18 protein-coding genes are annotated in these 23,623 nt (G+C 62.9%); 10 read left to right on the top strand and 8 right to left on the bottom strand.

Translation table 11 applies throughout. The features are described 5' to 3' along the window. Positions 1-163 precede the first annotated feature (163 nt). Positions 164-1,513, bottom strand: coding sequence for an outer membrane protein (locus AB7783_RS25365; protein WP_441279112.1), 1,350 nt, complete (start codon positions 1,511-1,513; stop codon positions 164-166). A gap of 346 nt (positions 1,514-1,859) precedes the next feature. Here AB7783_RS25365 and AB7783_RS25370 point away from each other — a divergent pair, with 346 nt between their 5' ends. The 4 genes from AB7783_RS25370 (at position 1,860) to pdeM (ending at position 8,042) form a co-directional block, all read left to right on the top strand. Further along, complete coding sequence (locus AB7783_RS25370) at positions 1,860-3,080, top strand: ABC transporter substrate-binding protein (RefSeq protein ID WP_441279113.1); 1,221 nt, start codon at positions 1,860-1,862, stop codon at positions 3,078-3,080. 106 nt (positions 3,081-3,186) lie between these two features. After that, positions 3,187-4,404 carry an ABC transporter substrate-binding protein gene (locus AB7783_RS25375; RefSeq protein ID WP_441279114.1) on the top strand — a complete coding sequence of 406 codons (1,218 nt, stop codon included), beginning with the start codon at positions 3,187-3,189 and terminating at the stop codon, positions 4,402-4,404. Positions 4,405-4,590: 186 nt separating this feature from the next. Further along, positions 4,591-7,311, top strand: a complete 2,721-nt coding sequence (locus tag AB7783_RS25380; protein ID WP_441279115.1) for a ligase-associated DNA damage response DEXH box helicase — start codon at positions 4,591-4,593, stop codon at positions 7,309-7,311. 38 nt (positions 7,312-7,349) lie between these two features. Further along, positions 7,350-8,042 (top strand): ligase-associated DNA damage response endonuclease PdeM, encoded by a 693-nt coding sequence (gene pdeM / locus AB7783_RS25385; protein WP_441279116.1) that lies wholly within the window; start codon positions 7,350-7,352, stop codon positions 8,040-8,042. 22 nt (positions 8,043-8,064) lie between these two features. On the opposite strand, the gene AB7783_RS25390 is transcribed toward pdeM, so the two are convergent. Then, positions 8,065-8,598, bottom strand: coding sequence for an ureidoglycolate lyase (locus AB7783_RS25390; RefSeq protein ID WP_441279117.1), 534 nt, complete (start codon positions 8,596-8,598; stop codon positions 8,065-8,067). 78 nt (positions 8,599-8,676) lie between these two features. Next, on the bottom strand, positions 8,677-9,540 hold the full coding sequence (locus AB7783_RS25395) for a LysR substrate-binding domain-containing protein (RefSeq protein ID WP_116664696.1): 864 nt from the start codon (positions 9,538-9,540) through the stop codon (positions 8,677-8,679). Positions 9,541-9,635: 95 nt separating this feature from the next. Here AB7783_RS25395 and AB7783_RS25400 point away from each other — a divergent pair, with 95 nt between their 5' ends. The 3 genes from AB7783_RS25400 to AB7783_RS25410 all read left to right on the top strand — a co-directional run bounded on the left by AB7783_RS25400 (position 9,636) and on the right by AB7783_RS25410 (position 12,711). Continuing rightward, complete coding sequence (locus AB7783_RS25400; protein ID WP_175365911.1) at positions 9,636-10,562, top strand: DMT family transporter; 927 nt, start codon at positions 9,636-9,638, stop codon at positions 10,560-10,562. Positions 10,563-10,565: 3 nt separating this feature from the next. After that, complete coding sequence (locus AB7783_RS25405) at positions 10,566-11,330, top strand: MBL fold metallo-hydrolase (protein WP_315840310.1); 765 nt, start codon at positions 10,566-10,568, stop codon at positions 11,328-11,330. A gap of 73 nt (positions 11,331-11,403) precedes the next feature. Then, on the top strand, positions 11,404-12,711 hold the full coding sequence (locus AB7783_RS25410; protein ID WP_441279118.1) for an NRAMP family divalent metal transporter: 1,308 nt from the start codon (positions 11,404-11,406) through the stop codon (positions 12,709-12,711). A gap of 126 nt (positions 12,712-12,837) precedes the next feature. Here AB7783_RS25410 and AB7783_RS25415 read toward each other — a convergent pair whose 3' ends face one another. The 5 genes from AB7783_RS25415 to AB7783_RS25435 all read right to left on the bottom strand — a co-directional run bounded on the left by AB7783_RS25415 (position 12,838) and on the right by AB7783_RS25435 (position 19,857). Beyond that, positions 12,838-13,611 (bottom strand): TIGR02186 family protein, encoded by a 774-nt coding sequence (locus tag AB7783_RS25415; protein WP_068737508.1) that lies wholly within the window; start codon positions 13,609-13,611, stop codon positions 12,838-12,840. Then, positions 13,608-14,537 (bottom strand): sulfite exporter TauE/SafE family protein, encoded by a 930-nt coding sequence (locus AB7783_RS25420; protein ID WP_439073442.1) that lies wholly within the window; start codon positions 14,535-14,537, stop codon positions 13,608-13,610. The genes AB7783_RS25415 and AB7783_RS25420 overlap by 4 nt, the downstream gene beginning before the upstream one ends. A gap of 215 nt (positions 14,538-14,752) precedes the next feature. Next, positions 14,753-15,568, bottom strand: a complete 816-nt coding sequence (locus AB7783_RS25425) for a hypothetical protein (protein ID WP_441279119.1) — start codon at positions 15,566-15,568, stop codon at positions 14,753-14,755. Between the two features lie 117 nt (positions 15,569-15,685). Further along, on the bottom strand, positions 15,686-19,078 hold the full coding sequence (locus tag AB7783_RS25430) for a hypothetical protein (protein ID WP_441279120.1): 3,393 nt from the start codon (positions 19,076-19,078) through the stop codon (positions 15,686-15,688). Positions 19,079-19,305: 227 nt separating this feature from the next. Continuing rightward, positions 19,306-19,857: a TetR/AcrR family transcriptional regulator gene (locus AB7783_RS25435; protein WP_089266810.1), complete on the bottom strand. Its 552-nt coding sequence runs from the start codon at positions 19,855-19,857 to the stop codon at positions 19,306-19,308. A gap of 113 nt (positions 19,858-19,970) precedes the next feature. On the opposite strand from AB7783_RS25435, the gene AB7783_RS25440 reads away from it, so the two are divergent. From AB7783_RS25440 to AB7783_RS25450, 3 genes are all read left to right on the top strand, one after another. Then, positions 19,971-20,357 carry a nuclear transport factor 2 family protein gene (locus tag AB7783_RS25440; protein WP_309940602.1) on the top strand — a complete coding sequence of 129 codons (387 nt, stop codon included), beginning with the start codon at positions 19,971-19,973 and terminating at the stop codon, positions 20,355-20,357. Positions 20,358-20,455: 98 nt separating this feature from the next. Next, the gene (locus AB7783_RS25445; protein WP_441279121.1) at positions 20,456-22,246 is read left to right on the top strand and encodes an acyl-CoA dehydrogenase C-terminal domain-containing protein; all 1,791 of its coding nucleotides are present in this window, start codon (positions 20,456-20,458) and stop codon (positions 22,244-22,246) included. A gap of 157 nt (positions 22,247-22,403) precedes the next feature. After that, positions 22,404-23,612 (top strand): acetyl-CoA C-acetyltransferase, encoded by a 1,209-nt coding sequence (locus AB7783_RS25450; RefSeq protein WP_068732581.1) that lies wholly within the window; start codon positions 22,404-22,406, stop codon positions 23,610-23,612. Positions 23,613-23,623 lie beyond the last annotated feature (11 nt).

Genomic DNA, 23,623 nt, shown 5'->3' on the forward strand with positions numbered 1-23,623 from the left:
GATGTTGTTCCCCCACTTAAGGGTAACAGGATATAGTCTCGTTGCTGAAGTGTGTCTGTGGTTTGACAGCCACAGGTAGTTGGAAACCGTCAAATGTGACGGCCACAAACAAAAACCCCGGCCTCGCGGCCGGGGTTTTCGATTTTAGCGGATGTCGCTGAGATCAGTACTTCGCAACGACCGGGCTGTTGAAGTGGTAGTTCAGGCCGGTACGGAAGATGTGCTCGGTGACCTTGCTCTCGCTGACGACGCCGGGAAGGACCGTGGTCGAAGCCGAGCCGAGGTCGACATAGAGATATTCGGTCTTCGAGGTCCAGTTCGGTCCGAACAGGCCGAGCAGCTTGAACGGGGTCTCGATGCCCGCACCAGCGGTCCAGCCGCTCTTGGTGGTCGAAGCGTTGGCAACTTCGACGCCCAGTGCGTTGACCTTGGTCTTCACGCCGCCGTAAGCGTAACCGCCGGTGGCATAGAACAGGGTCGAACCGACCGAGTAGCCGAGGCGGCCACGAACCGTGCCGAACCAGGGCAGCTTCTGATCGTAGCTGACGAGGCCGAGAACGACAGCGGTCTTGTTGTCACGCTGGCTGGAAGCCTGGATGTCGGTTTCGATACCGTAAACCCAGTTCGATGCCTGCCAGTTATAACCGATCTGGGCGCCGCCGTTGATGCCGTCCGGAGCAAGGTTGAACTGCTCGGGAACCGGGGTGATGCCGGTAAGCGTGGTGCGATCGCGACCGGTGCCGGAGCCGATGTTGCCGCCGAGGTACCAGCCGGTCCAGTTCGCCGCGGCGACCGGGGTGTAAACGCTGCTGCCGCCGATGCGGTAGTTCAGGCCGACGCGGAACAGGTTCTCACGCAGCTCGGTGTTGGTGAGCTGGGTGGGGGTGGCGAACGCGTCGGAGCGATTGCCGAGGTTCAGGTAGAGATATTCGATCTTGCCGGTCCAGTTGCCGCCGAGCGCTGCTTCCACGCCGCTGCCGATGGTCCAGCCAGTCGCCATGCGGCTGTCCGAGAACGTCGTCACGGCGCCTTCGGTGATCGTGGTCTTGACGTTGCCGTAAGCGAAACCACCGGTGAAGTAGCTGAGGACCGGACCGGTTGCGAGACCGACGCGGCCACGAACGGTGCCGAACCAATCCGACTTCTGACCGTAGACGGTCTGCAGCGGGCCAACCACATTGGCGCCACCGCCCGTGAGGCCCGAACCCTGGATGTCGGCTTCGAGGCCGTAAACGATCGGGCCGAGCAGCGAGTCGCCCTGCCAGTTATAGCCGATCTGGCCGCCGCCGAAGCCGCCCTGCGGCGTGAGATACAGCGAGTCGCCGGTGTAGCTGTGGGTGACGCGGTCGCGGCCGATGCCGACACCGGCGTTCACACCGATGTAGAAGCCGGTCCAGTTATAGACCGAGACGAGCGGCGCCTTGTAATAAGGGGCCTTGACGGCCATGTCGGCGGCCTGCGCGCTGACGGCGGTGCCGATGATCGCGGCGCTGGCAAGAAGAATACGTTTCATGGTCGACCCCAATTCAGATTTGAACCGTTAGAATAGGGGAGTCGGGCCATATTGGCTGTATCCGGACGGCCACACTGTCCGACATTGCAACCGCTGCGGCGCCGGCCGAAAAAAGCCGGTTAAATAAACGTTTAGATGCTCTTGGCGCAGTGCGTATTTCGTCACGTTTGGGTGCGCTGAGACCCTGTCGATAGCCAACCCACGGAAAACATGAGGCAACCTGCGAGGGATTGCCAAGCCTGTCGCGCCCGCAGAGGATAAGGGCAAGCTCGTACAGCCGCGATCAACGCCGCGACGGGTCACAAAAACACACCCGCACAAGCGGGTCTCAGGGAGAAAACACCAGATGCCTTCGCGCCACAGGTCCGTCTTCAGGACCGCGACACTCGCTGCAGTTGTCTCCGTACTGGCCCATTCGGCCTCTGCGGCGGACAAGAAATACGACCCCGGTGCTAGCGACACCGAAATCAAGCTCGGTCAGACCATTCCCTATAGCGGCGCCGGTTCCCTGTACGGCGTGATCGGCCGGACCCAGGCCGCCTATTTCCAGATGCTGAACGAGAAGGGCGGCATCAACGGGCGCAAGATCAATTTCATGTCGCTGGACGATGCCTACAGCGCGCCGAAGGCCGTCGAGGCCACCCGCCGGCTGGCGGAGCAGGACGAGGTGCTGGCGCTGTTCGGCTCGCTGGGCACTGCGCCGCAGTCGGCGGTGCAGAAGTTTCTCAACAGCAAGAAGATCCCGCAGCTGTTGCTCAACACCGGCGCCTCGCGCTGGAACAATCCGAAAGAGTTCAAGTGGACCACGCCGGGCCTGCCGATCTATTCGACCGAGGGCCGGATCATCGCGCGCTACCTGATGCAGGCCAAGCCGAACGTCAAGGTCGCGATCCTTTACCAGAACGACGAGTTCGGAAAGGACTTCATGAATTCGTTCAAGGAGATTCTGGCCGAAGCGGGCGGCTCCGCGAAGGTGATCGCCGAGGCGTCTTATGACCTCACCGATCCGACCATCGATTCCCAACTGATCAATCTGGCGAAATCGGGCGCCGACACTTTCTTCAACATCTCCACCGGCAAGGCGACGTCGCAGTCGATCCGCAAGGTCGCGGAGCTCGGCTGGAAGCCGCTGCATCTCCTGGTGTCGACCTCGAGCGGTCGCTCGATCATCAACGCCGCCGGCGCCGAGAATGCCAAGGGCATCGTCGCGATGACCTACACCAAGGAAGTCGGCAGCGAGAAGTGGAAGGACGATCCGGACGTGATCGCCTTTCAGGAGCTGCGCAAGAAGTATCTGCCGAATGTCGATCCCGACAACACCATCGCATTCCAGGGCTATTCGCAGGGCGTGACCATGGCGGAGATCCTGCGCCGCTGCGGCGACGATCTCACCCGTGAGAATGTCCTGAAGCATGCCACCAATCTGGAAGGCTACCGCGCACCGGTGTTCCTGCCGGGTATCACCTATGGCTTCACGCCGACCGACTACACCACCATCAAGGCGCTCTATGTGGGCACATTCAACGGCACCGACTGGGATCTGTCGGACAAGCCGGTGAGCCAGTAAGCGCGTATCTTAAAATAACGACCATCCCCGGCGGATAGGCCGGGGATGGAGACGACCAATCGGACTCGCAAAGAGCCGTATCAAAAATCATCAGGGAGAAAACGCCATGAACAAGGGACTATTTGCGTCTGCGGCGCGGGTCGCCGTCGTCGTGTTGCCACTGACTGTGACGGCCGCTATCGCCGCCGACAAGAAATACGATCCAGGCGCCAGCGACACTGAAATCAAGATCGGACAAACCATTCCGCATAGCGGACCCGGTTCGCTCTATGGCGTGCTGGGCCGTGTCGGTGAAGCCTATTTTCAGAGCTTGAACGAGAAAGGCGGCATCAACGGCCGCAAGATCAAGTTTCTGACGATGGACGATTCCTACAGCGCACCGAAGGCGGTCGAGGCCACGCGCCGTCTCGTTGAGCAGGAAGAAGTCCTGGCTCTGTACGGCTCGCTCGGGACAGCGCCGCAGACGGCCGTGCACAAATATCTCAATTCCAAGGGTGTGCCGCAGCTGCTGCTCAACACCGGCGCATCGAAGTGGAACGATCCGAAGAACAACAAATGGACCATGGCCGGCCTGCCACTCTATCCGACCGAGGCGCGTATTCTCGCCAAATATGCCGTCAGCGTGAATCCGAATGCGAAAGTCGGCATCCTCTATCAGAACGATGATTTCGGCCGGGATTTCCTCGGGCCGTTCAAGGATGAACTCGCGAAAGCCGGCGGCTCCGCGAAGGTGATCGCCGAGGTGACCTATGATCTCACTGATCCCACGATCGACTCGCAGCTGATCAATCTCGCCAAATCCGGCGCCGATGTTTTCTATAACATCACCACCGGCAAGGCGACGTCGCAGTCGATTCGCAAGGTGGTCGAGCTCGGCTGGAAGCCGCTGCAGTTGTTGTCGGCGGGCTCCACCGGTCGATCGATCCTGGAGGCGGCAGGGTTGGAGAACGCCAAGGGCATCGTCTCGATTGCCTATGGCAAGGATATCGGCTCGCCGCTTTATGCCAAGGATCCCGACATCGTGGCGTTCGAAGCTTTGCGCGCGAAATATCTGCCCACGGTCTCGGCCGATAATTCGATCGCCTTCTTCGGCTATGGTCAGGCCGTGTCCATGGCCGAGATCCTGCGCCGCTGCGGCGACGAGCTTACCCATGAGAACGTACTGAAACAGGCCATCGGCCTGAACGGCTTCCGCGCTCCGCAAATGCTGCCGGGGGTGAGTTACAGCTATACCAATGACGCCTATGTTCCGATGGCGACGCTCTACACCCAGCGGTTTGACGGCAAGGACTGGATCATCTCCGACAAGTCGGTGACGCAATAAGACCACAGGTCTCTCCACGTCATTGCGAGCCCCGGCGAAAATTGGCGCAGCCAATTTCGTTTGGGCGAAGTAATCCAATCCTCTCTTGCTGTTTTCTGGATTGCTTTGTCGCAATGGGGTAGGGGAAGTTGCACGGTAACTTTCCCTGATCTCGCAATGACGGTTGAGAGTGCCTAATTCTAACGCGTGCCGCCCCGTAAATCCGTCGCCGAACCCGACCTGCTGCCCGATCATTTCCTGCGCTGGTTCGCCATGCGCGGCTGGTCGCCGCGCGAACATCAATTGGCGCTGCTGCAGAAGGCGAGGGACGATCGCTCGGCGCTGCTGATCGCGCCAACCGGCGCGGGCAAGACGCTGGCCGGGTTTCTTCCGACACTGGTGGAACTGTCTAACCTCTCCCCGCTTGCGGGGAGAGGTCGGCTTGAGAGTGCAGCGAACAAGCCGGGTGAGGGGGAGCGCATAATTGAAACTCCCGAGTTCGCCGAAGCTCCCCCTCACCCGTCGCGGACTGCGTCCGCGCCACCCTCTCCCCGCAAGCGGGGCGAGGGGAAAAACGCCGTCGTTTCCACCGGCCGCACCGTTCTGCGCACCGGTGGCCTGCACACGCTCTACATTTCCCCGCTGAAAGCCCTTGCGGTCGACATCGCGCGCAACCTGGAAACGCCGATCGCGGAGATGCAGCTGCCGATCAAGGTCGAGACGCGCACCGGCGACACGCCGGTGTCGCGGCGGGCACGGCAGCGGCGCTATCCGCCGGATATTCTTCTGACCACGCCGGAACAGCTGGCCTTGCTGTTGTCGTCCGACGACGCGCCGTTTCTGTTCTCATCGCTGAAGCGCGTCGTGCTCGACGAGTTGCATGCGCTGGTGACGTCGAAGCGCGGCGATTTGCTGTCGCTCGGGCTTGCGCGGCTCTGGAAGCTCGCGCCGGACATGCGGGCCATCGGCCTGTCGGCGACGGTCGCCGAGCCTGACTCGCTGGCGCGTTTCCTGGTGCCGCAGCCATCAGGCGAAAGCGTTTCCGCCGATATCGTCGTCGCCGGCGGCGCCGCCGAGCCGGTGGTCGAAATGCTCGACACCAGGGAACGGTTGCCCTGGGCCGGCCATTCCGCGCGCCATGCACTCGGCGAGATCTACGATCTCATCAAGGTCAACAAGACGACGCTGGTCTTCGTCAACACCCGCAGTCAGGCCGAGATGCTGTTCCAGGATCTCTGGCGCATGAACGACGATGGCCTCGCCATCGCGCTGCATCATGGCTCTCTGGACGTCGCGCAGCGCCGCAAGGTCGAGGACGCGATGTCGGCCGGGAAACTACGAGGTGTGGTCTGTACCTCGTCGCTCGATCTCGGCGTCGACTGGGGCGATGTGGATCTCGTCATCAATGTCGGCGCGCCGAAGGGCGCCTCGCGGCTGATGCAGCGGATCGGCCGCGCCAATCACCGCATCGATGAAGCTTCGCGCGCTGTACTGGTTCCGGCCAATCGTTTTGAGGTGCTGGAATGTCGCGTCGCCATCGATGCCGTTGCCGAGAATGCGCAGGACACGCCGCCGCTGCGGACTGGCTCGCTCGATGTGCTGGCGCAGCACGTGCTCGGCTGCGCCTGCGGCGCACCGTTTCGCGCGGACGATCTCTATGACGAAGTGCGCTCGGCGGCGCCCTATGCCGAGCTGTCGCGTGTCGATTTCGACGATACCGTGGAGTTCGTGGCGTCCGGCGGCTATGCGCTGAAAATCTATGAGCGTTTCGCCCGCATCAAGCAGGACGCCTCCGGCAAGTGGCGCGTCACCAATCCCAAGGTGCGCCAGATGTATCGCATGAATGTCGGCACCATCGTCGAGGATACGATGCTGAAGGTGCGGCTGGTGCGCGGAGGCAGCGGAAAAGGCAAAAAGGGTGTCACTGGTGCGCTGGCGCGCGGGGGGCGTATGCTCGGCCAGATCGAGGAATATTTCATCGAAGGCCTCGTGGTCGGCGACACCTTTGTCTTTGGCGGGGAAGTCGTGCGCTATGAATCCCTGGTCGAGGACCAGGTCTATGTCTCGCGCGCCCATGACAAGGACGCCAAGGTGCCATCCTATATGGGCGGCAAGTTTCCGCTCTCGACCTACCTTGCCGAACGCGTGCGCAAGCTGCTGGACGATGAGCGGGCGTGGAAAGGCCTGCCCGACCAGGTGCGCGAATGGTTGTTACTGCAGGCCCATGTCTCGCATGTGCCCGGCGCGCGCGAGTTGATGGTTGAGACCTTTCCGCGCGCCGACAAGCATTACCTCGTCTGCTATCCGTTTGAAGGCCGTCTTGCGCATCAGACATTGGGCATGCTGCTGACGCGGCGGCTGGAACGCGCCCGAGCGCGGCCGCTGGGTTTCGTTGCCAATGAATATGCGCTGGCCATATGGGGCCTCGGCGACACGTCGCACATGATCAGGCAGGGCAGGCTCGATCTCGCCGCTTTGTTCGATCCCGACATGCTCGGCGACGATCTCGAAGCATGGCTCGCGGAATCGGCGCTGATGAAGCGGACGTTCCGCACCTGTGCGGTGATCTCGGGGCTGATCCACACGCGTTTCACCGGCGAGGAGAAATCGCGCCGCCAGGTGCTGTTCTCCACGGACTTGATCTACGACGTGCTGCGCAAGCATCAGCCCGATCATGTGTTGCTGCGCGCCGCGCGGGCCGATGCGGCGACGGGATTGCTGGACATTCGGCGATTGAGCGACATGCTGACCCGCATTCAGGGCCATATCATTCACCGGGAACTCGATCGCGTGTCGCCGCTGGCGGTGCCGGTGATGCTGGAAATTGGCCGTGAAGCGGTATACGGCGAAGCGTCGGACGAGCTCCTGGCGGAAGCCGCCGAGGAACTCGTGAAAGAGGCGACGGGATTCGAAGAGACAGGATCGTAAGGGTTTTGCGAATCTCGCATTCGTCTTAAAAGAGCACCATGCACGCTGAGACCATCACCGTCGATATGAGCACCGTCAGCATCGCCGGCGTCACGCTAGCTGCGGACCTGTCGGGCGCCTTGTATTGGGAAGAGCAGAAACTTCTCGTGGTGTCCGACCTGCATCTCGAAAAGGGCTCGAGCTATGCCAATCGCGGCGTGCTGCTCCCGCCCTACGATACGATCGCAACACTCGGTCGCCTCGGTGCGGTGATCGCGCGTCACGATCCGCGCATTGTGATTGCGCTTGGCGACAGTTTCCACGACCGTGACGCCCATGAGCGGTTGTCACCGGCCAATCGCGAGGTGCTGTCTGCATTGCAGATGCGCCGTGACTGGATCTGGATATCAGGCAATCACGATCCCGCGCTGCCGCCAGATCTTGGCGGCACCGTCGCGGAAGAAGTCGCCATCGGCCCGATCACCTTTCGCCATGAGCCGACAGGTGCTGCAGGCGAGATTGCCGGTCATCTGCATCCTAAGGCGCGCGTCAGCACGCGCGGACGCGCCGTCGAACGTCGTTGCTTTGCGAGCGACGGTACCCGCGCGGTGATGCCGGCCTTCGGCGCCTATGCCGGCGGGCTCAACATCCGCGATGCGGCATTCGCCAGGATCTTCCAGACCCTCGGCTTCATTGCCCATGTGCTCGGTGATCGGCGCATGCACGCGATTGCTGCGTCGCGCTGTTGCTAGATCAGCGATATCCAATAGATCGTCATTTTGCCTGGATCAGGCGAACCTGCGGGATTTCCAGGATGGCAGTCTCCTTTGCGGGCTGGCTGTTGACGAGATGGTCGATAAGATCCTCCGTCGTCGAGCCTCGGGTCAGCATCAGGCAGGTCGCATTGTCGGCGCGCGTTGCGTGCCAAACGCCGGCGCGCATGCAGATTCCGACGCCAGGAGACAAACGATAAGCTCGGAGGGTCGACAAATCCGGCTGCCGGTTTGCGTCACTCAAGCAAAGGACCTGAACGATCTCTTTCGTGAGAGGCACGACCGCCTGCTGGGTCAGGTGATGGACTTCGAGCTTTGAGACAAGCGGATTGTTGTCACGATACTCGACCCACAAGACCTCGGTGTTGCCTCCCGTGCCGGGATCAAAGAAGTGTTCGTGCCAGAAATCGCTCGCCGGGCTTCGAAAGCCGACCGCGTCTTTTTTGAGAGGATCGGTTTTGCCGAGCACCCATCCGAAGGGTTCGAACGACGTGGGACTCAGAGCCTCAACAGTAACAGCGTCGGATGTCGGCATGGAGGGCTCCTTGGGGGCGTGTCCGAAGCATGGCTTCATGGCCCTGCAAACCGACGAGCATTAAAAGAAAGAGCGGCCTTACGCCGCCTTCGCCTGCACCGTATCGCAGAACTCGGCGAGGTGGTCGGCAAGCCGCAGCGTTGCTGGGCTCGCATCGGGGGCGGCCATCAGCGTCACTTCAGTCTGGTCGATCGGCGCAAAGCCTTCTTTCGCGGTCAGGATGCGATGGTCGGCCTGGATAGCCATGTCGGACAGGATACTGAGGCCAAGTCCCGCGGCGACCGCGGCCTGGATGCCGGCGAGGCCGGAGCTCGTATAGGCCATGTGCCAACTGCGGCCTGCCGCCTCGATGGCATGGATTGCGCGGGTCCGGTAAAGGCAGCCGGCGGGAAAGCCGATCAACGGGACCGACCGGATGGCGGGGTCGATCGGATGCGCCTTGCTCGTGACCCAATGGATCCGCTCGGGCCACACCGCAATGCCACCTTTCTCACCGGCGGCGCGCTTGAACAGTGCCAGGTCGAGTTCGCCGCGTTCGAGATCGCGGCGCAAATACGTGCTCTGGTCGGCGCGCACGTCGAGCCGCAAGCCGGGCCGGGATCGCGAAAAATTCGCCAGCAATTCGGTCAGGCGATAGGCCGCGAAATCCTCGGGGATGCCGAGCCTGACAGCGCCTTCATTGGTCGGCCGGGCCAGCACGTCGCGGGCTTCCTCCGCCAGCGCAAGCAGCCGTCGCGCATAGGACAGGAGCCGCTCGCCTGCTTCGGTCGGGGTCACGTCCTTGCCGGTGCGGTTCAGCAGCGGCTGGCCGATATCCTCTTCCAGTCGCTTGATTTGCTGGCTGACGGTGGATTGGGTGCGGTGAACGCGCTCGCCGGCGCGGGTAAAGCCGCGGGCATCGACCACTGAGACGAAGCTGCGCAGGAGTTCGAGATCCAGCATCGGCTTTCCATTCGTTTTTCAACTGACAACAAGTATATCATTTAATTTCCAAATGGGAAGGCGGGCGCATAGACCGGTGGCAAAGGAGATTTCCGATGTCCCTCGCGCCGTCAGTTGCGGTTCCCCGTGCCGCCTTCAATCCGCTGCCGATCTATATCGGCATCTTCTGTCTGCTTTGGAGTTTCTCCTTCGTCGCAGGGAAGATCGCTGTTACCGATTGCCCGCCGCTCATTCTGCTCGCTGCGCGGTTTTCGCTCGCGGGTGTTCTGATCCTTGGGATTTCCGCCCTGCGCCGCGGTGCCTGGTCGCTGTCCTGGCGCGATGTCGCGGCTTACGCCGTCATCGGCCTGGCCAATAACGCGCTGTATCTCGGCCTCGGCTATACCGGCCTGCAAACCATCTCCGCCGGTCTCGGTGGCTTGGTCGTCAGCGCAAACCCGGTATTTACGGCTGTGTTCGCAGCGCTGTTGCTGAAGGAGCCGCTCACCGGACGCAAGGTCGCCGGGCTCTTGCTCGGCATCGCCGGCGTCACCTCGATCGTCTGGCACCGCATATCGGTGGGCACCGACAGCGCGCAGGGCATCGTATTCACGCTGGCATCGCTCGCATCCATCGTGACCGGGACGATCCTGTTCAAGCTGCTGGCACCGAAGGGCAGCCTGTGGCTGGGCAACGGCGTGCAGAATCTTGTGGCCGGCGTGGTGCTGATCCCGGTGGCGCTCACGTTTTCCGATATCGGCGCGATCGTGCCGAGTGCGCGATTGATCGCTTCGTTTGCATTCCTGACATTGGGCGGTTCTATCCTCGGTTATCTGCTGTGGTTTCACCTGCTGAAGACCTGCGGCGCCACCGCTGCCAGCGCCTATCACTTCCTGATGCCGCCACTCGGCATGCTGTTCGCCTGGATGGTGCTCGGCGAGCATGTTGAAAGTCGTGATCTCCTGGGGATCGTCCCGGTCGCCCTCGGTATCTATCTCGTCACCAGACCGGCCGCTTCACCAGCCCCCCTGCGACAGGAGTAGTTCATGTCTCTCACCATCACTTTGATTGGCGGACCCACCGCGCTGATTGAATTCGACGGCTTCCGGCTGCTCACCGATCCGACCTTCGATCATCCGGGCGCCTACAAGCTGCCGCATGTCACGCTGGAAAAACTCGTCGGTCCCGCGATCTCCGCCGCGCAAGTCGGCGCGGTTGATGCGGTGTTGCTCAGTCACGATCAGCACTCCGACAACCTTGATAACTCCGGGCGCGATTTCCTGCGCCACGCGCCGCGCGCACTGACAACCATTGCGGGCGCCAAGCGCCTCGGTGGGGATGTCGAGGGTCTCGCGCCATGGGATAGCACCGAACTTACAGGCAAGGATGGTCACTCGCTGACGATCACCGCGACGCCCGCGCGTCATGGCCCGGCCGGCATCGAGCCGCTGTCGGGCGATGTCATCGGATTCGTGCTGAGCTCGAACGCGCCAGGGAGCAGGCCGATCTACATTACAGGCGACACCGTCTGGTTCGATGGTGTCGCCGAGGTCGCGCGGCGTTTTCCGGCCGGCGTTGTGCTACCCTTCGCCGGCGCAGCGCAAACCCGCGGGCCATTCCACCTCACCATGGACACCAACGACACGATCGAGACGGCGCGCGCATTTCCCGATGCGACGATTGTGCCGGTGCACACCGACGGATGGGCGCATTTTAAACAGACCGCCGGCGACCTGCGCGCATCCTTCGACACGCTCGGCTTCGGTGCCCGTCTGCGTATTCTCGAACCGGGTGTGCGGACCTTGATCTAGCCCATTGCCAGTCCCTGCTTCGGAACGTTAGCTGCGACGGCACGTTGCCGAGCGGTGAGATGGCAGGGATCAGATGTCGGACCAGTCGAGCGAGAAGAAGCCTGATGATCAGGAGGGAGAAGCTGCTGGTCCGAAAGGTTTTCTGAAACGGCTTGGTCCTGGTCTGATCACCGGCGCTTCCGACGACGATCCGTCCGGCATCGGCACCTATAGCCAGGCCGGGGCGCAGCTCGGCTACGGCATCGGCTGGACCATGCTGCTGACCTTTCCGCTGATGGTCGCGATCCAGGAAATTTCCGGACGCGTAGGCAGCGTGACCGGTCGCGGCATTTCCGGCAATGTCTGCCGGCACTATCCGGCATCGCTGCTGCACCTCATCGTGTCACTGCTGTTCATCGCCAACACGATCAACATCGCGGCCGATCTCGGCGCCATGGCCGATGCCACCAAACTGCTCGTTGGAGGTCATGGCATCGTCTATGTCGTTCTGTTCGGCGCGCTCTCGGTAGGCGCGCAGATTTTCTTCGACTACAAGCGCTACGTCTCGGTGCTGAAGTGGCTGACGCTCTGCCTGTTCTCCTATGTCGCCGCGCTTGCGGTCGTGAAGGTCGACTGGAGCGCGGCTCTCACAGGCATCCTGCTGCCGCAAATCACCTGGAGTGGCTCGTATCTCACCACCATAGTCGCCATTCTCGGGACGACGATTTCGCCATATCTGTTCTTCTGGCAGGCCTCGCAGGAGGCGGAGGATGAACGTATCGATCCCGCCAAAGCTCCGTTGATCGAGAGGCCGATTGGTGCCGCGATGGAGTTTTCGCGCATTCGGGCCGACACGATCGTCGGCATGGCGTTCTCCAACCTGATCGCGCTGTCGATCATCATTACGGCTGCGGCCACGCTCAATGCCTCAGGCAAGACGGATATCGAGACCTCGGCGCAGGCGGCTGAAGCCTTGCGTCCGATCGCCGGAGTATTCGCGGAATGGATATTTGCGCTGGGCATCGTCGGCACGGGTCTGCTGGCGATCCCGGTGCTCGCAGGCTCAACTGCCTATGCTGTGGGCGAAGGTCAGCGCTGGCTGGTCGGCCTTGATCGCAAGCCGCGCGAGGCCGTGGCGTTCTACTCGGTTCTGGCACTGTCCGCGGTGATCGGGATCGCGCTGAATTTCACCTCGATTAACCCGATCTCGGCGCTGTACTGGAGCGCCGTCATCAACGGCGTTCTGGCAGTGCCGGTGATGGTGCTGCTGATGGTGATGTCGCGCCGCAAGGATGTGATGGGCGATTTTGTGATCAAGGGGCCGTTGCACTGGCTCGGTTGGCTGTCGACTGCAGCAATGGCCGTCAGTGTGGTGGCGATGGTGGTGGGGATATTTTTGTAGCGCGCAGAATCCTCAACCGTCATTGCGAGGAGCGAAGCGACGCGGCAATCCAGAAGGCCACAAGCGAAGGAAGATAGGATTGCTTCGTCGCAAGGGCTCCTCGCAATGACGGGGGCGAGAGTAGAGTTAATCCCGCCGGAACACGATCGATGCGGCCCAGCCGGACATCAGCGCCATCGCGGCGGTGAGCAGTCCGTAGATGAAACCGTGATTGCGCGCGGCATTGGCGACGAACTGCTCGAAGCCGACCTTGACGATATCGAACGCCGTCTCCGCTTTCGAGATCAGCGCACCGTCGGCGAACAGTTTGATCTCGACATCGTAGGTTCCGATGGGCACTTCGGCGGGTAGCGGAATGCTGGTTCGGAACAGCGTCGGTGTCAGGAATGTCACCGCTGAGGTCTCCTCGCGATACAGTCCGTGTTCCTTGCGCAGTCGCACAAAGGCGCTGCGGAACGGGTCTGTCGCCACGACGTCCGCATAGTCGGTGCCGACGCGCTGGGTCAGCAGGACGTTATTGATTCCGAGCTGCTGGCGGCGCTGCACGTCGGCAGGCGCGATGGCGTCCATCGGACGGTTGGAAAACACGGCGAGATAGGACGGTACCTGCAGGAACTGGCGCGAATCCGTGTTGATCCAGATGCCGAAGCGGCGCTCCTTGCGCCGGGTCATGAGGTCGGTGCGCGGTCCGTTGACGGTGACGACGAGATTGTAGTTGTTGCGGCCGGGCGGTGTCTTGTCGTCTTTCTCGACAGCGCCGAACAGCACCAGTTCCTCGCCGGCATAATTCGGCGTCACGGTCACGCGATGGTTCGACACCGAAACGATCAGTTGTTCGGCGCGGGCCGGGGCGAGCATTCCGATGCCGAGTGCGGCGATGATCGGGAGCGCGCGTATCATGGAGCGACGCCTCCGGTATCGCGGATCGTGAACAGATCTGCGGGGCGAACGACCAGTTCCACCGCGAAGCGGACGCCGACCGCCAGGATCAGCAGGCCCAGCAGCAGGCGCAAATGCTCGCCGCGAATCTTCTGTCCGGCGCGGGCACCGAATTGTGCGCCGGTGACGCCGCCGACCATCAGGATGAGGGCCAGCACCGCATCGACCAGATGATTGGTGACGGCGTGCAGCAATGTTGCGATCACCATAGTGACCAGCGTCAGCACCATGGATGTGCCGATGACCGTCGAAGTCGGAATGCGCAGCCAGTAGATCAGGATCGGGATCAGGATAAAGCTGCCGCCGATGCCCATCACGGCGCCGATGAAGCCGATCAGGAGGCCGACGGCGATCACCGGGATCACCGAGAGATAGATCTTGGAGCGCTTGAACCGCATTTTGAGCGGTAGGCCGTGGACCCAGCTATGGCTGCCGGACCGGCGCAAGTTCACGGGATCACCGCGCCGGATGCGCAGCAGCGCGCGCAGGCCCTCCCAGAACATCAAGCTGCCGACGGCGGTGAGCAGGATCACATAGGACAGCGAGATCGTGAGGTCGAGCTGGCCGAGATTGCGCAGCTGCGTGAAGGCCCACACCCCGAGCGCTGTGCCGACCACGCCGCCGGTCAGAAGGACGGTCGCAAGCGCGGGATCGATGGCGCGGCGTCGCCAGTAGGACAGCGCACCGGAGAAAGACGAGGCGGCAATGTGGCTCGCCACTGACGCGACCGACACCGCGGGGGCGATGCCGACGAAAATCAGTAGCGGTGTCATCAGGAAGCCGCCGCCGATCCCGAACATGCCGGAGACGAAGCCGACCGCAGCGCCCATCGCCAGGATGAGCAACACATTGATCGGAATGTCGGCGATCGGGAGATACAGTTGCACGCGCGTTCGCTTCGGGATTCTGGCCCTGAGTTGGGCCGAAACCGCTCATGGCGTGGTTCTGGAGGCGGCGCGGATTGCGAGCCGCGTCCCCGTCTTAGACGATATCGTCCGTTGATGGGATTAAAGAATCCGGTACAGGCGCGGTTTTCCGCCTCTAACGATGATACACCTTTCAAGGTGGTAAATTTTGTTGGGCCAGGCGCAGGCCCGCGGTGTCACGACTTCCTGGCCGGATCGGTGACGAGGTTCATGGCGGCGGCTTCGCTGGTGCCGAGCCAGCGGATTTTCTCGGTGGCTGACATCGCCTCGACGGCCGACGAGGCGACGCCCATCTTGGTCATGTAGTTCAGCACATAGCCCATGGTGCGCTGCGCCGATGCGGTGGGGTCAGCGCCCGGCTTGGGAGATACAAAGCGGTGGACGCCCAGCCGCGAGCCCTCGACGCCTATGCGGGCCTTGCCGCCCGCATAGGTCATCACGCAGGCGCTGGCGCAGTAGGACGGTTTGATCCGGCCGGCCGAATCCACCGTGCCCACGGCGGTGGTCAGCCCGCGCGCACGGATGATCTCGCCCATGATGATGGCCTGGCCGACATTTCCGCCTGGAGACGACAGCAGCACGGTATCGCCGGGCGCGAGTTTGGCTTCATCGAGCTTTTCGCGAAACCAGCTCGCAGTGGCTGGCCCGATCTCGCCCGTGATCGCCAGCGCTGGACGGCCGCGGCCCGAATTGTCCGGATCGAGACTTCCGACCTCCGAAGACGCCATGCTCGGCGAGATATAGAGGTCTTTCCAATAGGCCCAGGCCTCCGGTTTGGAGAGCTCCTGATAGGCCTGCGCGCCGATACCGCCGAATATTACGACCGCGAATGCGACCGAGGGCCAGTTGAACCATTTGCTGCGCGGTGGCTCGGGCAGCGGGGGCTGCGGTGGGGCAGACGGCTCGGCGGGACCTGCGGCCCAGGGGTTGACCGTAGGAATCCCTGATGGGCGTTCCGCGTCCCCCGATGTGTCGTCATTTCGAAAAGACAAACCAGTTTTCCTCGTCGTTCAGTCCGGCCCGGCGCGCACTTCACCGCGGCAAGTCTGCTGAAGGTTTGTTGAGGAAATAAGACCGCCGGTTCGATCCGGCGGCCAGAAAAATCTGTCTTAGCGCGCAGCTCGCTTGCCCATCGATGCTTTCGCCCCGACCTGTGCCGGCGCAGCATCCCAACCGCCCGCGGGAGTGGCCACGTTAATGGCGTCATCGGGTTGGCCTTCCGGCGCGAAAGTCTGGACCGCCAGCCTGGCGGCGGCCAGCGACTGTGGGTCGAGACGCTTGGCGATGTCATCGCGCTTGCGGCCGGCATCGACGTCGCCCTGGGAGGCGGCGAGGCTGAACCACTTGAAGCTCTCGGCGAGGTTCTGTTCGACGCCGATGCCGCGGGCATAGAGGATGCCGAGATTGAACTGGCTGTCGGCGACGCCCCGATCGGCTGCCTTGCGGAACCAGTACGACGCGCTCTTGTAGTTGGCGCCCTTGGTGCCGCCGTCGGCATCGAGCACGGCGAGATTGTGCATCGCCTTGGCGTTACCACGGTCGGCGGCGAGCACGTAATAGCGGCGGGCGACGTCTAGATCCTTCTTCGCGCCGAGGCCCTTCTCGAACAGCGCGCCCAGGCGGAACATGGCCGGCACGACATTGGCCTGCGCCGCGCGGTCATACCACTTGGCGGCTTCGTCGTAGTTCTGCGCTGCGCCCTTGCCTTCGGCATAGCGGACGCCGATTTCGAACGCAGCAGAGGCGTCGCCCTTGAGCGCCGCGTTGCGCAACGCGGTGCTGCCGATGGTCTCGGGCAGGCGCTCGCCGGCGGGGATCGAGGCTGTGGTGATCTTCTGACCGCTCGACGGCAACACCGGCCCGGCGGCACTGGCCTGCGGCGCGGCAATGCTGCCGGTCACATCGGGCGACACATATGGCACAGGCGCGGCCTGTGGCACTGGCTGCGGCGCGGGCTCGACGGCGGTGGGCGGCGGTGCGATCAGCGACTGCTTGCCGATCGGGGTGGGTGATGTCATCGACGGCGTGGCAGGCACCGGAGCGGCGGGCTTGGTCAGGGCCTCGGCCGGCTCGGGCGCGTTCAGCTGCAGCGGCGGTGCCGAGTGAATATTCTCGGCCACCGGCGCCGGCGAGCCGCTGTCCAGCAGCGTCATCGCCATCTTGAACGAGCCGAGCACGATCACGACCACGCTGGCGCCGACCAGCAGCGAGCGGATCTTCGAGCCGATCGTGGAGGACGACTTTTCGCTATCGGCGAGCTGCGGTCCGGATCTGGTGGCCTTCGATTTGTCGGTCCTGGATTTGTCAGACCTGGACTTGTCGTTGCCGGTTGCGGCGGCGGCCTGTGCGGCGCGACGCGCGGCAGCAATGAAACTCGACGCGGTGGCCTGTTCGGGGGCATTGCCGGCGATTTCGCTGATCGCGTCTTCCGACGCGGCGATGCGTTCGGATGGCGATGCGCCGCGGCCCTGCGGACGCGTGCCAGGTTCGAGCGGATGATCCGGCGGCAGGGCCGGGTCAACCATCGGGCGCGGCGACGGACGCTCGGTAGCGGATGCAGACTGCGCGACTGGCTTTGGCGCGGGTGGTGGATCGAGAATGTCGCTGATCGCCTTCGGCATCGGGAAGGCCGATGCCGGTTCGTGCGAGATCGCCGTAGCCGCGAAGTCGCGCGGCGCGGCATCGAAATGAACCTGCGGTGGACGCACCTCGACCTGCGACGGCGCAGCCTGTGGCTTCACCGGATTGGGCATCTGCGGACGCGGCGGAGCCGGCACCGAAACATCTGGTGCAGTCGCGGGGCGCGAGGTCGGAGCGGGTGTTGCAACGGGCGCGGATTGCTTGGCCGGCGCGGCGCTGACGGCGCGCAGATCGCCTTCGATCCTTGCGAGGCGATCGACCACATGGCCGAGCGTGGAGTGTACGACCTCAAGCGAATCCTGCGTGTGACGGTCGGTTTCCGACTGGCTGAAGCGCATGTCGGACAATTCGCGCTTGATCGTGTCGACCAGCCCGGGATCGACCGATGGCGCCTTGCTGCGGGGATTGTCCAGCGCGGCGAACATCGACTGCTGGCGTTCGAGATGGCGCAGGATGTCCTGCAGCCCGTCCTCGACGCGGCCGAGATTGTTGCCGCGCGTATCGGTGATGCTCTCCATCCGCTCGAGCAGATAGGAGACGCGCTGTTCGAGATGCGCGAAGGCCGACGACGAGTCATTGCCGACCGGCATATGGTCGAGACGCTCGGACAGCGTCCGCAATGCGGTTTCCAGATGATCCGAGCTGGCCATGACAGCCGGGCGCTCGCGATTTTCCAGCGCTGCCGTCAGTGTCATGATGCGCGCTTCGAGCGCGGCAAATGAATCGCTGTTGTCGGCGCGTGCGAGCTGATCGACCTTCGACGACAGCGTCTGCAGGTCGTCGCTGAGACGGCCGAGCGCTTCGTTGGAGGCGACGTTGGAAACAATGGCGCGCAGCGCGGCGATCGCGCCCTGCAGCTGTTCCATGGTGCCGGGATCGTTGCTCGAGCGCACGATCATGTCGATCTTGCCGCCGAGATTGCGGATCGCCTCGTCGAAGCCGGCGAGCTGTTCGGCCGGCGTCAGCGTAGTCAGCGTCTTGTGGATGTCGGCGAGGGCGCGTTCGAGATTGGCCAGCACGTCGCCGTCGATGCCGCTGTGGCGGTTGTCATCGATGCGGCGGCCGAGTTCACGGATCTCGTTCTCGATCGACTCGATGGCGCGGCGCGGCATCGCTTCGGTGATGACGTTGCGGATCTCGGCGAGTTCGCCGCGGAAGGCCGCGATCGATTGCTCGATATTGTTGTCCGGGCGCTGCAGCGCATCGATCTTGGTCGTGATCTGGAACAGCTGCCGCTCCAGGCCGGACATGTCCGGCATGAAGCTCTGCGGCATCGGCGGGGCGGGGTGTGCATAAGGCGGCTGCACGAAGGACGGCGCAATCGGCGGCGCCATGCGCGGCGTGCCATCGAGCTCACCCTGACGGGCGGCAATCTCGGCGATGGCGAAATCCAGCGAGAACGGATCGATCGGTGGCGACGCGCTATAGACCTGATTGGCGGCGCGCTCGACCATATCGATGCGCGGCTGCTGCGGCGCGGGGCGATATGTGGGCTCGCTGATCTGCGACAAACGCGCATCAAGCCGCGAAATCGCATCATTGAGCTGGCGCGCAACACCGGGCTCGCTGCTGCGCTGGGCAGGCTTCGAGAACAATTCGATCTGCCGGGCAATGGCATCGAGCCGCTCGTGGATTTCGACCACATCGGCAGCGTCGCGCTGCGGCAGCGCTGCACGCGGGGTAAGGGGGCGTTCCTGGTCGCGAGGGCGTGCATTGGGCGAGTTGTAGCGCGGGGGAGCTTCGCCGATGGTCGAGTTCAGCCAGTCGCCGAGCGACATGCCGGCACGGCGCGCCGCAGCTTCGGCCCGCTCGCGAACCGATGGCTCAATCCCGTCAACACTCCACGATACGCGCGAATTCATGCTTTGGTCCGGTTCCGAGCTTGACGCCCACCAGCGCCTGCAGCCTCCCCCGCGCGTCCCATTGTGAAGACAATCGTAACGCGCGCGGGTCGTCTGCCTCTGATCCGGACTTTTCAGGGTTAGGGTAAATAACGGGTTAAGGATCGGGCTCGGCCAGCCTTAAAAGTTAACTCGCTGATATACTTGCGCCGATTTGCAGGTAGGATCGGATGTCTCTGACTTTGGCGTCAGCGCGTAAACAGCGCACTCAAATCGTCGACATCCAGTTCGGTGATGGCGCTGTGGCGCGGATCCATCACCGCGGACTGGCCGATATAGGCCCAATAGAGAAACTCGGCGCGGGGCAGTGCCCGCTGGCTTTCTACCCCGGCCTCAATCAACCATTTCGCCATATAGCCGACCCGCCTCGCATCCACCGAGGCGACCATTTTGGCGACGTCTGTGTCGGTCGAGGCCATGGCGCGGATGGCGCGATCCAGGCTGCGGTCTTCGTTGAAAGCGAGCTTCATCAGGTGGGTCAGACGTGCGGCGCCAGCGACCGAGGCGTCGATCCCCTCGATCACCTGATCGGTCGTCCGCTCCTGCCAGCGCTGCAGAAGCTGCAGTCGAAATTCAGATATATCCTTGAAATGCCAGTAGAAACTACCGCGCGACACATTCAGCCCGGTGGCCAGCGCACCGACCTTCAGCGCATCGGCGCCCTGCCGCGCGAGGATCCTCAGCCCGTGATCGAGCCAGGCCGAGCGTGTCAGGCGGTCCTTGGTCAGTTGGTCATCCATTCCCCGACCATACACATGTGTATTGACGAAATCCACGCTCTGGCGTTAACCTCCATGCAGAAGTGTATGGAGCGGCGCTGGCCGAACAGTGCCCGATGCGGGAGGGAGAGCCGATGAGCGTGAGCGGCCTCGATAAATGGTACAGCTTCATGCGGTCTCATGATCGGGCGATGCTGTGGGACCTGCTGCATCCGGACGCCGTGTTCGAAAGCCCGGTCGTGCATGCGCCGCAGCGGGGCCGTGAGATCGTGTTCAAGTATCTGACGACTGCAGAGAAAGTGCTGGGTGGCGCTGGCTTCGCTTACAAAGGCGAATGGCGCAGTGACAACGGCGCGGTGCTCGAATTCGAGAACGAGATCGAAGGCATCAAAATCAATGGCGTCGACATGATCACCTTCGCCGCTGATGGCCGCATTACCCACTTCAAGGTGATGGTCAGGCCGCTCAAGGCCATCAACCTGTTGCACCGGTTGATGGGCGAGGAATTGGCGCGGCAATGAGCCGCCAGCTGCCTGCTTCATCTCCGATAACAATTGCGTAAATCTGACACGGCGGCGCCGTATCATCCGATCAATCGAATTCAAACCGAGAGAATTCCATGCCCAGCTACAAAGCCCCGCTCGAAGACGTCGGCTTCCTGCTCAACGACGTGTTTCAGTTCGATCGCTACAACAATCTGCCCGGCTTTGCCGACGCGTCTGCCGATGTGCGCGAGGCGATTCTGGGCGAAGCCGCCAAGCTCAGCGAAGAAGTGCTGCAGCCGCTGAATCGCGTCGGCGATCTCGAAGGCTGCAAGCGCAACGACGACGGCAGCGTGACCACGCCGAGAGGCTTCAAGGAAGCCTACAAGCAGGTCGCCGAGGGCGGCTGGCTCGGCCTCTCGGCTCCCGCTGAATTCGGCGGCCAGGGCCTGCCGGTGACGCTGTCGCAGACCGTCGCCGAATTTCAGATCTCCGCCAATATGGCGTTCTCGATGTATGGCGGCCTCACCATGGGCGCGACCGCAGCACTCATCGTGCACGGCAAGCCCGAGCAGAAGTCGATGTTCCTGCCCAAGATGGTCGCCGGCGAATGGACCGGCACCATGAACCTGACCGAGCCGCATTGCGGCACGGATCTGGGCCTGCTGCGCACCAAGGCCGCGCCACAGGCGGACGGCAGCTACAAGATTTCCGGCACCAAGATCTTCATCTCGGCCGGTGAGCACGACCTTGCCGACAATATCATCCATCTGGTGCTGGCCCGCATCGAGGGCGCACCAGCCGGCATCAAGGGCGTGTCGCTGTTCGTTGTGCCGAAGTTCATGGTCAATGCCGATGGATCGATCGGCGCACGCAACGGCGTGATGTGCGGCTCGATCGAGCACAAGATGGGCATCCACGGCAATTCCACCTGCGTGATGAATTACGACGGCGCCACCGGCTGGCTGATCGGTGAAGAGAACAAGGGCATGCAGGGCATGTTCGTGATGATGAACGAAGCCCGTCTCGGCGTTGCCGTGCAGGGCCTTGCGCAGTCCGAAGTCGCCTATCAGAACGCGGTCGCCTATGCGAAGGACCGTTTGCAGGGCCGTTCGCTCACGGGGCCGAAGTCGCCGGACAAGCCGGCCGATTCGATCATGGTGCATCCGGACGTGCGCCGCACGCTGCTCACCATCCGCGCCTTCAACGAAGCCGCCCGTGCCATGGTGGTGTGGACCGCGCTGAAGAGCGACGTCGCGCATCGCTCGGACGATCCGAAGGAGCGTCAGGCTGCCGACGATCATATGGGCCTGATGACGCCCGTGCTGAAGGGCGTGCTCACCGATGGCGGTTTTGCCAACGCGGTCTCAGCGCAGCAGATGTTCGGTGGCCACGGCTATATCGCCGAATGGGGCATGGAGCAGTTCGTGCGCGACGCGCGTATTGCCATGATCTATGAAGGCGCCAACGGCATCCAGGCACTCGATCTGGTCGGCCGCAAGCTGCCGCGCGATGGCGGCCGTGCCGCGATGGCGTTCTTCGGCGAGGTCGGCGCATTTGCGAAGGAGCATGGCGCTGACGAAGCCATGAAGCCTTACATCGATCCGCTCTCGAATGCGCTCGGTCATCTGCAGCAGGCGACCATGTGGCTGATGAACAACGCCATGATGAAGCCCGACAACGCCGGTGCCGGCGCCACCGATTACATGCAGCTGTTCGGCCTCACGGCCTTCGCCTATATGTGGGCGAAGATGGCCAAGGTGGCGCAGGACAAGATTGCCACTGATGGCGCGACACCCTATCTGACGACCAAGCTGGTCACCGGCCGCTTCTTCATGGAGCGGATGTTGCCCGAAACCGCACTCCATCTCGCCCGCATCCAGACCGGAAGCGCGACGACGATGGAGCTTCCTGCGGAAGCGTTCTGAGATTAATAAGTACTCCGTCATCACCAACACACGCCGTCATTGCGAGCGCAGCGAAGCAATCCAGAAAGCCAAAAGCGAAGACTGGATTGCTTCGTCGCAAGTGCTCCTCGCAATGACGAGCCGATAGATCAACTATCCGACAACCGGGAGAGAATGAATGCCCGAGGCATATATCTACGATCACGTTCGCACGCCGCGCGGCCGCGGCAAGGCCGATGGCTCGCTGCATGAGGTGACTGCACTGGCGCTCGCCACTGCGCCGCTGAAGGCGCTGAAGGAGCGCAACAACCTGCAGCCGGGCACCATCGATGACGTCATCCTCGGCGTGGTCGATCCGGTCGGCGAAGCCGGCGGCGATATCGCGCGCATGGCTGCGCTGTCGGCCGGCTACGGCAATGACGTGCCGGGCATCCAGATCAACCGGTTCTGCGCTTCCGGCCTCGACGCTGTGAACTTCGCCGCGGCGCAGATCATGTCGGGCCAGCACGACATGACCATCGGCGGCGGTGCCGAGAGCATGAGCCGCGTCGGTATCGGCGCGGCTGGTGGTGCCTGGCCGGTCGATCCCTCGATCGCTGTGCCCGCCTATTTCATGCCCCAGGGCGTGTCGGCAGATCTGATCGCGACCAAATACGGTTTCTCCCGCGACGACGTCGATGCCTATTCGGTGCAGAGCCAGCAGCGCGCTGCCAAGGCCTGGGATGAAGGCCGCTTCAAGAACTCGGTCATTCCGGTGAAGGACATCAACGGCCTCACCATTCTGGCCAAGGACGAGCATATGCGTCCGTCCACGACGATGCAGTCACTGGCCGCGCTGCAGCCGTCCTTCGTGACGATGGCGCAGATGGGCGGCTTCGATGCCGTGGCGATCCAGTCGCATCCGGAAATCGAAGGCGTCAACTACGTCCATCACGCCGGCAACTCGTCGGGTATCGTCGATGGCGCTGGCGCCGTGCTCCTCGGCAGCGAGGCGGCCGGCAAGAAGGCGGGCTTGAAGCCGCGCGCGAAGATTCGCGCCTTTGCCAATATCGGCTCCGAGCCGGCGATGATGCTCACCGGTCCGGTGGACGTCACCAAGAAGGTGCTGGAGCGTTCCGGCATGAAGCTGTCGGACATCGATCTGTTCGAGCTCAACGAAGCCTTCGCCTCGGTGGTGCTGCGCTTTATCCAGGCTTTCGATATCGACAATGAGAAAATCAATGTCTGCGGCGGCGCCATCGCCATGGGCCATCCGCTCGGCGCCACCGGCGCGATGATCCTCGGCACCGTGCTGGACGAACTCGAGCGCACCAACAAATCGACGGCCCTCGTCACCCTCTGCATCGGCGGCGGCATGGGCACCGCCACCATCATCGAACGCGTGTAAGGAGTGGCCAA

The sequence above is a fragment of the Tardiphaga sp. 172_B4_N1_3 genome, from assembly GCF_052076035.1.
Classification (GTDB): domain Bacteria; phylum Pseudomonadota; class Alphaproteobacteria; order Rhizobiales; family Xanthobacteraceae; genus Tardiphaga; species Tardiphaga robiniae.